Genomic DNA, 12,456 nt, shown 5'->3' with positions numbered 1-12,456 from the left:
ATATAAAAATCCGTTCCTATTGAGTCGGAAAAGACTGCTTGATGTACCGATCGAGAATCAAGTTGCCAAAGGGAATGAACGCGACTGCGATAGCACTCAATACCCATTTAAAGTGCCATCTGATTTTTAAAGTGGTATAACCGATGACCAGCACATAGACAACGAAAAAGAAACCGTGCAATGAGCCGACGACCGTAACGGCTTCCGGGAAACCTGCCATGTACTTCAGGGGCATGGCAATAAATAATAGGATTAATAAAGAGGCGCCTTCAATAAATCCGCTCAATCGAAAACGCCCTATCGCTGTTTTAAGCATATATGAAAACCTCTCTCTGGTAATCTGTTTGAACACCTTTATTATATCATTCATAGGACGAGGCATGCATCGGTAAGCATTGGATTATGCAGTTATAGGTCGACTCCCGCTTTTCACTTGTCAGGAATGTTCATTCCTTTTTCTCCATAAACATAATCAATGCAAAGACTTTCCTTCAAAGGAGGCGGAAAACATGAAAATTCTTAGGGCGAAACTTCATGACGCAGACCGGGTGGCCGTGCTTTTTAATGATTATCGCTTGTTTTATATGCAGCCTTCAGATCTGGAAGGGGCGCGTCATTATTTGGCAGAACGTTTAGCAAAGGATGAATCCATCATTTTTATCGCCGTCGAAAATGACACCTGCCTCGGCTTCACACAGCTCTATCCTTCCTTCTCTTCTGTTTACCTTAAGCCCATCTGGAAGCTGAATGACTTGTATATCGCAGAGCATGCCAGAAATAAGGGCATTGGCCAAAAACTCCTGGAAGCTGCCAGGGAGCATGCCCTCCGGACTGAATCTAAGAATATCATTCTTGAAACCGATTGTGACAATTTACACGCCCAGCATTTATATGAGAAAAACGGATATGAACGCGAAAATAAAGTCTACCATTATACCCTGCCCCTTTGACGGGGGTACAGTCCATACCGAACCAGAAAAGCAAAAAAGCCAGGTTCAACTTGTCAGGGTGAGCCGGCTTTTCTTTCTTTTTTCTATAAATCTTTCAAATGGTTTGTATCATTCATGAATCTTACTGCCCGACCTCTATTCGTCACCTCCAACAGGTGAAGTGTAGTATCGCCGCAGTGAAAATAGATTTCAGCATCGATCGGCATCCTCAGGAATGAACGAAGCAGGTTGTTGATCACCCCGCCGTGAGCGACGATCGCGAGTCTATTTACATTGGAATCTGCCATGATTTTTGAGAAAATCATTTCGATCCTCATACGGAATTCGATGCGGGACTCCCCGTTTTCCACGCTCTCATGGAGATGCCTCGGCATTGGAATTTTTTCTGCTTCTTTAAAGGAAAGACCTGCGAGGACCCCGTTATTATGCTCCATTAAATCTTCATGATAGATCAGTTCACAGCCAACTTCTTCTGCCAGCTTCTCAGCCGTTTCCCTCGCCCTTTTCAAGGTACTGCACCAAATCAAGTCTGGGGGAAACTCTTCTTTCACCCGCTTTGCCATCGCCTCCACCTGCCTGACACCGCGTTCAGTCAAAGAAAAGTCCGCCCTCCCTTCATGCACGTTCAAAATATCCGCTTCAGATTCCCCGTGTCGCACCAGTAATATCTCCATAAACCCCTCCAAATTAACCGTTTTCATTAATCAGAGCTAAATTTTACCACATTAAAGGCCCGTCCCTCAATGCATTACCTTAATGCATTGAGAAGCGGGCTATGTTAAATCCACCTCATTCGGTTTGACCTCCTATTGGCCCCCCTCCGTTCTTGTCCACATTTAAAACCGGTCTGCAATTTCATATAGTGATAGAAGATCAGTGCGTCTCTTCCTTTTTTAGTGTTAAAGTTCGCATGAGGTTTTAGTTGTGAAAGAAATTCCCGATCACAGTGGCAAGCCGGTCCATATCTTTCATAACATAGATCATGCTCCATGCACGCTGCGTCCACCTCATTGATTGGTTTACCCGGTCCGCTGCAGCCGGGACCGCACCATTTGTATTCCGGGAAAATACAAAACATAGGACTATTCTTCTCTCGCATCTTCTTCCCTCCTTTCTTTCTGGAACACACTTAACGTTTCATTTCTCACACAAAGGGAAATACATTCAATGTAAGAAATAAGAGTTGATGACTATATTATATGCATGTCCACTCAGTAAGGTTTATCCATGCACATAAGGAGGAATGAAATATGGCAAACTTTCAATTAAAAGATACGGTACCTGATTTCACACTCCCAACAGTCGCAGGTGAGAAATTCTCATTTAAGGAGCATCAAAAGGAACATGACAGCTGGCATCTGATCGTTTTCTTCAGGGGAGCGTGGTGTCCAGTCTGTCAGGAAGAGCTCCGTGAGTTCCAAGCGAACAAAGAGAAATTCGAAGAACAGGGTGTCCATATCCTGGCGGTCGCGAACGATGACCTGGAAGATCTGCAGGAATATGCAAACAAAGAAAACATCACATTCCCGATCATGGCGGACAAGGAACTGGAGGCCATTAAAGCTTACGATGTTTACTATCATGGCGAGGATGCCCCTTATGAAGATCACGGGGAGCACGGCGAACCTGCATATTTCCTTGTCAATGAAAAAAGTGAAGTGATGTATCAGCAGCAGCAGACCGGTCCATTCGGACGCCCCCATCCGGACGAACTTCTTAGAACCGTAAAATATATTAAAAAGAACGTGAAATAACGTTCAAGATAAAACCGCTTTGATGTAAGAATCAAAGCGGTTTTTTTATATATTGTCGAAGCCGATTCTTTGTCCCCTTTGTCTGTTTGTGATACGTTTCAATAAACACAAACTTATCAAAGGAGGAAATAGTATATGCTCCCAAAAACCCAGCAGCAAATCCAACTCGTAGCCCGGCCTGAGGGAATGCCCGCTGAAAATGATTTTCTCTACAAAGAGGTAGAAGTCCCTCAGCCTTCTCAAGGTGAAATTCTCATCAAAACGTTATACCTTTCAGTCGACCCCTACATGCGGGGCAGAATGTCTGATGCAAAATCTTATGTAGAGCCTTTCGCACTCAATGAAGCACTCTCCGGCGGTGTCGTAGGCGAAGTCGTGGAATCTAAATCAGAACATTTCAAGAAGGGCGATTACGTTGTCGGGATGCTTCCATGGCAGGAATATTCACTGACAAACGAAAAAGAAGTGCGTTCAGTCAACCCGGATATCGCTCCTCTTTCCACTCATCTGAGTGTGCTTGGGTTAACAGGCCTGACAGCCTACTTCGGACTCCTCGACATTGGCCAGCCCAAGGAAGACGAAACCGTAGTCGTTTCAGGTGCAGCCGGAGCGGTTGGATCCGTAGTCGGTCAGATCGCAAAAATCAAAGGTGCTCGCGTGGTGGGCATCGCAGGTTCTGAGGAAAAAGTGCTTTACTTGAAAGAATCTCTTGGATTCGATGAAGCTATCAATTATAAAGAAACCGATGATATCTACAGGACACTGAAAGAAGCATGTCCAAACGGGATCGACGTCTACTTTGAAAACGTCGGCGGCGAAATCGGCGATGCTGCCATCAGCCTGCTGAATAAACACGGACGCGTGCCGGTTTGCGGGGCTATTTCTTCCTACAATAAAACCGACAGAGATCTCGGACCGCGTGTCCAGACGAAACTGATCAAATCAAGCGCCCTTATGAAAGGATTCGTCGTCAATGATTATAACGACCGATTCAAAGAAGGTGCGACTCAGCTCGGCCAGTGGCTCTCAGAAGGAAAACTTCAGTACCAAGAAACCATTACCGAAGGCTTCGAGAACGTAACAGACGCTTTCCTCGGACTGTTCGAAGGGAAGAACCTCGGAAAGCAGCTTGTGAAAGTGGCAGAGCCGACAGAATGATATGAATGAGGGACAGCCCAAATAGGGCTGTCTTTTTTTTACTGGCACATCCCCATGTTTCCCCCTCCCACACAGCGGGAATGAGATAGGTAAGCAATACACCAAGGAGGAATAAACATGAAGTCTTATCAATTATATATAAATGGTGAATTCACAAACGGTTCATCCCGTGAAACAATAGATGTGATCAATCCTGCAACGGAAGAAGTCATTTCAACCATCCCGAAGGCAACGGAAGAAGATGTTAACACTGCGGTTGAAGCGGCTCACTCAGCTTTCCTTTCATGGGAGAAAGTCCCGTCTAAAGAACGGGCTTCCTATCTGTATAAAATAGCGGATAAGCTGGAGGATCGTCGAGATGCATTCGTTCGGATGCTGACAGAAGAAAACGGGAAGACGCTTGAGGCCTCAGAAGGAGAAATCGACGTTGCCATAGAGTACTTCCGCTATATGGCAGGCTGGGCACTCCGCTATGAAGGCGAAATTCTTGAAAGTGAACGTTCTAATGAAAATATCCTTGTTTATAAGAAGCCGATCGGGGTTGTGGCTGGGATCGTTCCGTGGAACTTCCCGATGTTCATTTTGGCAAGAAAGCTTGCTCCTGCCATCGTAACAGGCTGCACAATCGTATTGAAGCCCAGCCAGTATACCCCGAATACAGCATGCGAGTTTGCAAAGATTATAGAAGAAGTGGAGCTTCCTAAAGGAGTCTTTAACCTTGTGACAGGAAAAGGGTCTGATATCGGAAATCCATTATCCGGCCACCCAAAAGTCCGTATGGTCTCCATGACAGGGAGCTACCCTGCCGGCTCGAAGGTAATGGAAGCTGCTTCAAAATCGATTACCAAAGTAAACCTGGAACTCGGCGGGAAAGCCCCTGCCATCGTGACGAAGCATGCTGATATAGAGCTTGCCGTTGAAAAAATAAAAACGTCGAGAATCACAAATTCCGGCCAGGCCTGTACAAATGCAGAGAGGGTCTATGTACATGAAAGTATAGCCGAGGAATTCTTCAGTAAGATCACCGAAGCCTTTAAAAATACAGCGGTTGGAGATCCAACCGACAGGGAAAACGAGATTGGTCCACTTGTGAATAAAGACCGCTTGGATACCGTCACTGAAATGGTCAATAACGCCGTGGAAAACGGGGCCAAAATCCTTACAGGAGGAAATCCCCTCGACGCACAGCAAGGATTTTACTATGAGCCTACCATTCTCGTAGACGTCAAGCAGGATATGGAGATCATACAAGAGGAAATCTTCGGACCGGTCTTACCGATCATGACCTATAAAAACTTTGATGAAGTGATTGAGCTTGCCAACGACACAGAGTATGGCCTCTCCTCTTCCATCTTCAGTGAAAACCTGCACGAAATCATGAGGGCTGCCAATGAACTGCGATATGGAGAAACCTTCGTCAACCGCGAGAACTTCGAAGCCATCAACGGTTTCCATGCCGGACGCGCCCAATCAGGCATCGGCGGAGCAGATGGTAAGCACGGTCTCAATGAATACCTGGAAACTCACGTAGTATACTTGGAATACGATGAAGACTATAAAGGATAAACACAATACCAACACACAGGGCCCGTCCCTCGTTGCTTTAAAGCAACAAGGGACGGGCCCACTAGCGTTGCACGAAAGTAATTAAATTGAATATATTCAATTATTTTACATCTATTTTGAGTTTCTAAATTAAAAAAGGGAAGTAAGGTGTTAACTCAACCTTGTTCCCTTTTTTTTACATATGTATAATGTGCCATTGTTATTTCTTCTTCGTTTTCTTTTCTTTCACCATCACAATCCCAGTATCACCAAAAAACAGATTCTTTTTCCCCAGAGGTTTTTGCACTTTCTGCCTTCCTTTGGATGGTTTCTTCCTTCGGTTTAACTCATTCAAGATTCTGTCTGCCGGTTGGAATAAATAAATCTGTAAGACTCGAAAGAAGTTCCATGCCGTCTTCGTTGAGTTCAGTTGAAGCTTGATTAACAGTGATAGCCCGTATGCGATTAGTGCTAGAAACATGTGATTCCAGATACCTTGCGGTTTGGTACTCCATATCTTTTTCATCTTGAGATGACCCTTTATCCATTTGAAGAAGAGTTCAATCAACCATCGGTTTTTGTAGATTTCGAGGATTTCCACATCCGTTAAATCAAAGCGAGTGGTCAAAATCCGATATACTTGATTCTTTTCATCGACAAACTCAATGTAGCGAACGGGTTCATTTGAAATACCAAAATTAACGGTCTCGTCTTTTAGAACAGACGAGTGAGTTGGTTCTCGTTCTTCCAATGTGTAAAGAACTAAGTTCTTTCCAATACGGGCAACAAAATCAATTTCTTTGTCCAACCAGTCCATCAAGTTTTTCTTCGATCCATACCCTCTATCCATGACATAGGTAGCGTTAGCCTCTTCAATGATGACATCTGAGCTTTCAAAGTCTGTCACATTACCCGTTGAAGGGACGATTTTATCTGGAAACACTGTATTTTTGGAAGTGACAACCAATCGTGTATGCATTTTAACAGCATTATGGCCCTTTGAAATAAAGGCCCAGTCACACATGTTTTCAGGTAACCGAAATTCTGTAGAATCCACGATGTTCAAACGTCCAATCGCATTCGAAATACCGTTTTGCTTCCGAGTGTAGTGACGAACTTTAGCCATTACTTTGATAAACACACTTTGTACTACCTCGGTAGAAAGATCGTTGATCCGCCGGCTTATTTGAGAGCCACTAATCCCGTTGACATTCAATAGTTTCATTAGATCGGTATACGCTCGGATCTTTTCTTCAATATGAGAATACGAACTCATCTGATCCAGGTGCGCAGCCACACCTATCCTTAATAGGGCTTCGGTAGTCAGCTTCTTTCCATAATCAAGAAGAGGACATTGTAAATCTTCCGTAGGAAGTTGGGATAAACATTGACAAATTAACATTCTTTGACCTATACTTTTACTCATTGCGTGAGCTCCTTTTGTAGAAGATTAGGGAACGTTTAGGTCACTATCTTCTACATTAGGGCTTTTTTTGTTTTTGTAAAGAAATTTTACCATTTTGCGTTATTTTACATATTTTTGAAGTCGTGCAACGCTAGTGGGACGGGCCTCTAAAAAGTGGCAGTAAAAAAAGTCCCATCAATAGACAGGACTCTTAAATCCGTTCGTTTTTTTATTAAGATACAATAAAGAAATTAGCCATAGCGATGAGAAGAAGAATGATGACAATACCTGAGCTCATCCAAAGAATATCACCGAAGTCCATTTTCATTTCTGTCACCTTATCATTTTTTAGCATGCCATTTCACTCCCTTGATGATTTTCTATGAATCCAATGACTTTGAAGTCTGATAAATCGATTTTCGTATTGGTGGTTGCCGAGCAGTGGGAACATTTTATCTTCTGGACATTCATCGGAGTACGAAATTCAGTTTCACAGTGACTGCATTCCAAGATATGTAGGTCCTGGTCGTTGCCTTTACGATCAAATTGAATACGTTCTCTTCCTCGATTAATGTAGCTCACTTTATATTCTCTCCCGTCAAGTTTGATTTAGTACATATATACCCGGTGAGACATCTGTAAAACATTTTTAATCTAGTTTTTCAAAAAAACTCAGTCTTTAAGCACATTAATTTAGGGAGTTAGTCTTATTTAAGGAAACTTTTTCATATAGTAGTAGTCATTATGTTACAATTTTTACAAATTAGAGATGCAAGGGGGAAGTTCATGATACAACCAGCAGGTTTTTGGATTCGAGTGGGAGCGGGTATAATGGATTGGCTAATCATCAACCTTCCATTGATTATCATCACCGGACTGATTACAGGTGAATTTTCCGAGGAAAATACCTTTGTTTCAGCAATCACTTTTCTTTATGTCCTGATCACTCCAGTTCTTTGGAAAGGGTATGTAGTGGGGAAACGCATTGCAGGTATCCGGATTGTAAAGAAAGACGGCAGCAATGTCCATATAGGAAATATGCTGATGAGAAACATAGTGGCAGGAATCGTTTATGTCCTTACATTGGGAATAGGTATCATCGTAAGTGCATTCATGGTCGGCCTGCGTGAAGACAAACGTTCAATTCATGATTTTATTGCCGGAACATATGTAACCCATGCCAAGCCGAAAGCGGCCGATCCGCTTCACTGAATCTAAAAAACAACCAACCTTTGCTGACCTTAGGTTGGTTGTTTTATTTCTATTGTATCCGTTTCTCCATAAAATGCTGCCGCGCACCCTTTGGGAAATCCTTCAGCATTCCGAATTCGCGGTAGCCCATTTTTTTGTAAAAATCAGGGGCCTGAAAACTGAATGTATTCAAAATCACCAAATAGCAGCCTCTTTCCTTTGCATAGCCTTCTATTCTTTCAATGAGCTGAACACCGTATCCTTCCTTCCTATATTCCTCGGCTACCCAGAGAAAGTCGATATGAAGATGGTGCCAAAATGTCTCCCCGACGACTCCCCCGACAATCTCATCCTGATCATTCCGAAGCACGAAACTGACCTTCTCCAAGGGTGTCTTCACTTCTTCATTAATAGCACTCATATTGTATTCAATCAATTTTTTTCTTATGTAGTCGCTGTCTTCCTGAACCCATTGCTGTGTGATTTTCATCGGTATCTCCTCCTTTTCTTATAATTCAAGTTTAACAGACGTCAAACCCGTTTATAGAATAATATAAGCAACATTCATTCCTAAAGGAGGAGTTCGATGTCTTTACAAAAAACGATGAACAAGCTTGAAAACTTATCCTTACAGAAACCGGACAAACTATTGACCGTCTATTTGAACACCGACCGCAGCGACCCTGATCAGCAGGGAGGCGAATGGAAAATCGCACTGAAGAACGGGTTTAACCGTCTGGAAGAGTATTTGAAGAGTGCCCCCGAAGAACGAGAGAGACTTCAGGCAATCCGTCCAAAAGTGGAAGACCATATTTTGAGTCGGGAAAGGGAACTGCCGAGAAGCTTCATCATCTTTGCTTCAGATGACAGCGGCATCTGGGAAACGTTCGAGCTGCAGGTACCGGTCGAAACGAACTTCTATTGGGAGGAAAAGCCCCATCTCGAGCAATTAAAATCACTGCACGACCAATATCCGCAAACCGGACTGGTCCTCCTGCAGCAAAATCAGATCAAAATCCTCACCTCCGCTTTCGGACAGCTCCAAACAAGCGAGTTCATGGAATTCGATCTCGACACAGAGGACTGGAGACGAAGTGAAGGACCGCACCATGCAGATGTCAGCATGGGCAGCGGAGGCGGAAAATCAAACCAGCAGGATGAATTTGATGAAAGGCTGAAAGCCAATCAGCAGCGCTGGTGGAAGAGCCTTGGCAGTATCCTCGATAAAAAAGCCGCCGATGAAAACTGGGGAAAAATCGTCCTTGTCGGTGACAAAGAAGAAGCGGCGGTACTTTCGGAAAATATGAATAAAGACGTTCACGATACGATTCAGAAGAATCTCTTAAATGAAAATGAACATAAGGTGATTGAAAAGCTTTTAGCATAAGAAATGCGGAGGCGGCTCGTTCTGCCCCGACAAGCATAAGATGAATGGGCCGGGAAGGTGCACTTTGCCTTCTTGGTCCATTTAGCTTATGATCTCGAGGGGCTAGCCGCCGGAGCTGACAAATAAGAAATGCGGAAAGGCTTTGCATTCAAACATCAAAAAATCCAGAACAAGTCGTTTGTTCTGGATCTTTTACTGTTTAGGAACATCATTTTTCTCCTAGGCCCATTTTTGTTATATCCTCTCTAAGCTATGCCAGTCATATTATAAATTTTTATACATAGATTGATATACCACGGAAATCCGCCTTTCAATTGACCCCAGCCAGTATCTATTTTCTAAAATATCCACTCATATATTTTCATGCATGTTTAAGGAATAAAGATTAAAGGAATTACCCATAACACCTTTTTCTATCAACATATGTTCGGTCAGGAGGTACATGATGAAATTTGCAGGTACTGGTTTAGTAGTGTTAGCCGCTATATGCTGGGGCATCAGCGGGGGAATTGCCGATGTATTAATGAACAAGGGCTGGGATCCGATTGTGATTTCATTTTACCGGGGGGCCGTCGGCTTTATATGTTTTTTTCTGTGGTTTCTCTTTCGTCTTAGACAAAACCGGGTCACCTCTCCCCGTTTATTCATGTGGGCTCTGATTGCGGGTGTGGGCGTTGCCGGGAATTTCACTTTTTATTTTTTGAGTATCGAGGCATCAAGTGTTGCGGTAGCCGCTACTTTAATGTACACCGCACCTGTATTCGTTCTCTTAATCTCCTTTTTCTTACGGATTGAACCTTCTACTTGGTTCAAGTGGGGCTGCATTGCCGGTGTTCTTTTAGGGATTGTCCTGCTTACAGGTGCCTACAACACTGAATCGATTTCAGTGAGTTTTATTGGGATGGGCGCGGGACTTGCTGCCGGTCTTTCCTATGCTTTATTTATTTTCGGGTTTAAAAATGCATCTTCTATCGCGAATCCGCCCGCCACGTTAGCCATTTCTTTTTTTTCATTTTGTCTCATCCTTTTTCTCTTCACGGATAAGGCTGAAGCAGTTGAAGTGTTGGCATCAAGTGATCTAGGACTATTTTTACTTCTTGGGATCCTCGGGGCTGGACTTTCATTTACATTGTACGTGATTGGAATACGATGGACTACTCCGTCAAATGCTTCCATGGTCGCTATGGTAGAGCCGGTGACAGCTTCATTATTTGGCGTTCTGGTTATCGGGGATCATTTGAATGCCATTCAAATTCTTGGCATGGCGGTCATCCTGGTTACGATCACCGTGCTTAGTGTGAAGCAGTCTGACTAAGAAAGTGATCTCATCTAAAATGATTTAAGTTTTTTGTGAAACGGCCATGTTCTTAGTAAAAGAACAATTAGATATCAAAGGAAATAGAGAACTCAAACCAGGTTTTTTCCGTTCCTCTCATTCTTACAAGCACCACTCCTCCCACTTTGCATACTTTGTAAACAGGAGGTGTGTGCCGTGCTTTCACGTATAAAATGGTTGTCCTTTTCGATTGAATTATTTCTCGCGGTCCCGGTCTTTGGAAATATTGCTGGTGACGCAATTCCGTTTCTCCTTTGTCTAGTGGCGGTCTGGCATGCTTGTGTGTTATACGTTTCAAAATCAGAAGATCAGCCTATTCTCGGAAGTGCGCTAGGAATCATTGCCTCGTTCCTCAATTTCTTCCCGATCATCCGGTTGATTGCCCATGCGATTACTGCAATTGTACTTATTTTTGAAATTCAAAAGGCACCGGGGATGGAATGACCAGTTCTCCCGCAGCGAAAAGGATGCTCCTTCCCCCGGAGCATCCTCTTTCTTTATTTCATATCATACTTATAACAAACCATGACAACCTTCTTCTCGAACCCTTCTTGAGTATAGAGCTTCACTGCTTTATCATTTTCTCCATTCACAGAGATCATGGCTTTTTCCATTCCGGTTTCCTTCCCAAAACGCAGCCCTTCCCTCAACAGCAGCCTTCCGAGCCCTTTCCCCTGCTGATCCGGTTTGACTGCCAATAGGCCGATGAAGGTTTTCCATTCCCCTTCATCCCACTCCTTCTCAACGTTCAATATCGCTGCCGGAACATCATTGCGGAAGAGAATTTTCATTCCCCCGGGCAGATACCCATCATGATTCTTCGCTTCCTTGACCTGCCCGGCTGTAATCGGTGTTTCGGCACCTGCTAAATGAGAGAACGCAGCATTCCTCACTTCACACCATTTTTCTTCATCACGGTCGAAGACAAGGTCTTCCAGACTGTATCCCGCTGGAACATCCACTTGAGGTACATCCTGTGCCTGCCGTTCAAGCAAATAAGATATTCTCTCTATACCAAAACCTAATTCCTCCATGATCTTTCTTACAGCCGTATTCTTTTCGTCGATAAATGTAAACACTTTAACTAAATCTTCCCCATGCACTTTTATCTTTTCCCACAGAAGTGTATAAGCCTCCAGCGTAAGGATCGTACTGTGAAATATCCTGAAGCGCGCCCTGTTTCCTTTAAGGAAATATTCACTTCGATAGAGGGAAACCGCACCGGCGACCCTGTCTTCTTCTATTAGAAGATAGGTTGGATTCTCTTCTTCATCGACCTTGAAATCCTTCAGCTGGTCCTCATATAGATAAGAATCATCCACGTCGTGCCGGTGTTTACGGCAATACTCCAGAAATTCTTCCCTCGTGTTTTCTGTTAAGCGCTCTGCTCTCATCGTTTTTCCCCCGTCATCATTCTTATTTTAAAGGCGTTCATTGCCTCTTTTAAAATTACCTGTAATCTTTGCCATCATTAATTGCCGTTCTTTTTCGCTTTCCGCCGTTTTCACTTTCTCCAAGAAACGGTCGGCGTCCTTCCCCTTCAATACTTTCACTTGCCTGCCTTCATAATCTATAAACACAAAACCGCTTTTTGTGACCCGATACTGAAACGGGGATTCATCCAGACGATTTCTTTTATCGATATCGCCCATACTCACACTCCTTCCGTGGAAACACAGTCTATGAATATAATTCAACAAAATGAATCGTTTACCTTTTCAAGCCAGACA

Annotated in this window: 17 protein-coding genes; 8 read left to right on the top strand and 9 right to left on the bottom strand. The window is 43.6% G+C overall.

Annotated features, from left to right (window positions below; genetic code table 11):
* Nucleotides 1–16: 16 nt before the first annotated feature.
* A complete protein-coding gene (locus HWX64_RS02130) occupies nucleotides 17–316 on the bottom strand; it encodes a DUF3817 domain-containing protein (protein ID WP_175986860.1) in 300 nt (99 codons plus the stop codon).
* 193 nt (nucleotides 317–509) lie between these two features.
* Here HWX64_RS02130 and HWX64_RS02125 point away from each other — a divergent pair, with 193 nt between their 5' ends.
* Entirely contained in the window at nucleotides 510–950 is a 441-nt protein-coding gene (locus tag HWX64_RS02125; RefSeq protein WP_175986859.1) for a GNAT family N-acetyltransferase, read from the top strand.
* Nucleotides 951–1,033: 83 nt separating this feature from the next.
* Here HWX64_RS02125 and HWX64_RS02120 read toward each other — a convergent pair whose 3' ends face one another.
* The gene (locus HWX64_RS02120) at nucleotides 1,034–1,624 is read right to left on the bottom strand and encodes a histidine phosphatase family protein (RefSeq protein WP_175986857.1); all 591 of its coding nucleotides are present in this window, start codon (nucleotides 1,622–1,624) and stop codon (nucleotides 1,034–1,036) included.
* Between the two features lie 104 nt (nucleotides 1,625–1,728).
* Nucleotides 1,729–2,049, bottom strand: a complete 321-nt coding sequence (locus tag HWX64_RS02115) for a phospholipase (protein WP_175986856.1) — start codon at nucleotides 2,047–2,049, stop codon at nucleotides 1,729–1,731.
* A gap of 151 nt (nucleotides 2,050–2,200) precedes the next feature.
* Here HWX64_RS02115 and HWX64_RS02110 point away from each other — a divergent pair, with 151 nt between their 5' ends.
* The 3 genes from HWX64_RS02110 (at nucleotide 2,201) to aldA (ending at nucleotide 5,428) form a co-directional block, all read left to right on the top strand.
* Nucleotides 2,201–2,704 carry a peroxiredoxin gene (locus tag HWX64_RS02110; RefSeq protein WP_175986854.1) on the top strand — a complete coding sequence of 168 codons (504 nt, stop codon included), beginning with the start codon at nucleotides 2,201–2,203 and terminating at the stop codon, nucleotides 2,702–2,704.
* 135 nt (nucleotides 2,705–2,839) lie between these two features.
* Nucleotides 2,840–3,862, top strand: a complete 1,023-nt coding sequence (locus HWX64_RS02105) for an NADP-dependent oxidoreductase (RefSeq protein ID WP_175986852.1) — start codon at nucleotides 2,840–2,842, stop codon at nucleotides 3,860–3,862.
* 117 nt (nucleotides 3,863–3,979) lie between these two features.
* A complete protein-coding gene (gene aldA / locus HWX64_RS02100; protein WP_175986850.1) occupies nucleotides 3,980–5,428 on the top strand; it encodes an aldehyde dehydrogenase in 1,449 nt (482 codons plus the stop codon).
* Nucleotides 5,429–5,627: 199 nt separating this feature from the next.
* Here aldA and HWX64_RS02095 read toward each other — a convergent pair whose 3' ends face one another.
* The 3 genes from HWX64_RS02095 to HWX64_RS02090 form a co-directional block, all read right to left on the bottom strand.
* Nucleotides 5,628–6,833, bottom strand: a complete 1,206-nt coding sequence (locus HWX64_RS02095; RefSeq protein WP_175986849.1) for an IS4 family transposase — start codon at nucleotides 6,831–6,833, stop codon at nucleotides 5,628–5,630.
* 211 nt (nucleotides 6,834–7,044) lie between these two features.
* Entirely contained in the window at nucleotides 7,045–7,167 is a 123-nt protein-coding gene (locus tag HWX64_RS22035; protein ID WP_303049452.1) for a hypothetical protein, read from the bottom strand.
* On the bottom strand, nucleotides 7,161–7,394 hold the full coding sequence (locus tag HWX64_RS02090) for a hypothetical protein (RefSeq protein WP_175986847.1): 234 nt from the start codon (nucleotides 7,392–7,394) through the stop codon (nucleotides 7,161–7,163). Before HWX64_RS02090 ends, HWX64_RS22035 begins: the two co-directional genes overlap by 7 nt.
* 204 nt (nucleotides 7,395–7,598) lie before the next feature.
* Here HWX64_RS02090 and HWX64_RS02085 point away from each other — a divergent pair, with 204 nt between their 5' ends.
* On the top strand, nucleotides 7,599–8,024 hold the full coding sequence (locus HWX64_RS02085) for an RDD family protein (protein WP_175986845.1): 426 nt from the start codon (nucleotides 7,599–7,601) through the stop codon (nucleotides 8,022–8,024).
* 49 nt (nucleotides 8,025–8,073) lie between these two features.
* Here the strand turns inward: HWX64_RS02085 and HWX64_RS02080 are convergent, their stop codons facing one another.
* Nucleotides 8,074–8,493: a GNAT family N-acetyltransferase gene (locus HWX64_RS02080; protein ID WP_175986844.1), complete on the bottom strand. Its 420-nt coding sequence runs from the start codon at nucleotides 8,491–8,493 to the stop codon at nucleotides 8,074–8,076.
* Between the two features lie 96 nt (nucleotides 8,494–8,589).
* Here HWX64_RS02080 and HWX64_RS02075 point away from each other — a divergent pair, with 96 nt between their 5' ends.
* The 3 genes from HWX64_RS02075 to HWX64_RS02065 all read left to right on the top strand — a co-directional run bounded on the left by HWX64_RS02075 (nucleotide 8,590) and on the right by HWX64_RS02065 (nucleotide 11,170).
* Nucleotides 8,590–9,390, top strand: a complete 801-nt coding sequence (locus HWX64_RS02075; protein WP_175986842.1) for a VLRF1 family aeRF1-type release factor — start codon at nucleotides 8,590–8,592, stop codon at nucleotides 9,388–9,390.
* 445 nt (nucleotides 9,391–9,835) lie between these two features.
* Nucleotides 9,836–10,705 (top strand): DMT family transporter, encoded by an 870-nt coding sequence (locus HWX64_RS02070; RefSeq protein WP_175989592.1) that lies wholly within the window; start codon nucleotides 9,836–9,838, stop codon nucleotides 10,703–10,705.
* 177 nt (nucleotides 10,706–10,882) lie between these two features.
* A complete protein-coding gene (locus tag HWX64_RS02065) occupies nucleotides 10,883–11,170 on the top strand; it encodes a hypothetical protein (RefSeq protein WP_032085585.1) in 288 nt (95 codons plus the stop codon).
* A 53-nt stretch (nucleotides 11,171–11,223) separates the two neighbouring features.
* Here the strand turns inward: HWX64_RS02065 and HWX64_RS02060 are convergent, their stop codons facing one another.
* Entirely contained in the window at nucleotides 11,224–12,120 is an 897-nt protein-coding gene (locus tag HWX64_RS02060; protein WP_175986840.1) for a GNAT family N-acetyltransferase, read from the bottom strand.
* 27 nt (nucleotides 12,121–12,147) lie between these two features.
* Nucleotides 12,148–12,378: a hypothetical protein gene (locus HWX64_RS02055; protein ID WP_175986839.1), complete on the bottom strand. Its 231-nt coding sequence runs from the start codon at nucleotides 12,376–12,378 to the stop codon at nucleotides 12,148–12,150.
* Nucleotides 12,379–12,456 lie beyond the last annotated feature (78 nt).

This window comes from Bacillus sp. Marseille-Q1617, from assembly GCF_903645295.1.
Lineage (GTDB): Bacteria > Bacillota > Bacilli > Bacillales > Bacillaceae_B > Rossellomorea.
Note: the sequence above shows the minus strand (reverse complement) of the source record. Positions and strands in the feature narration are given on the sequence as shown.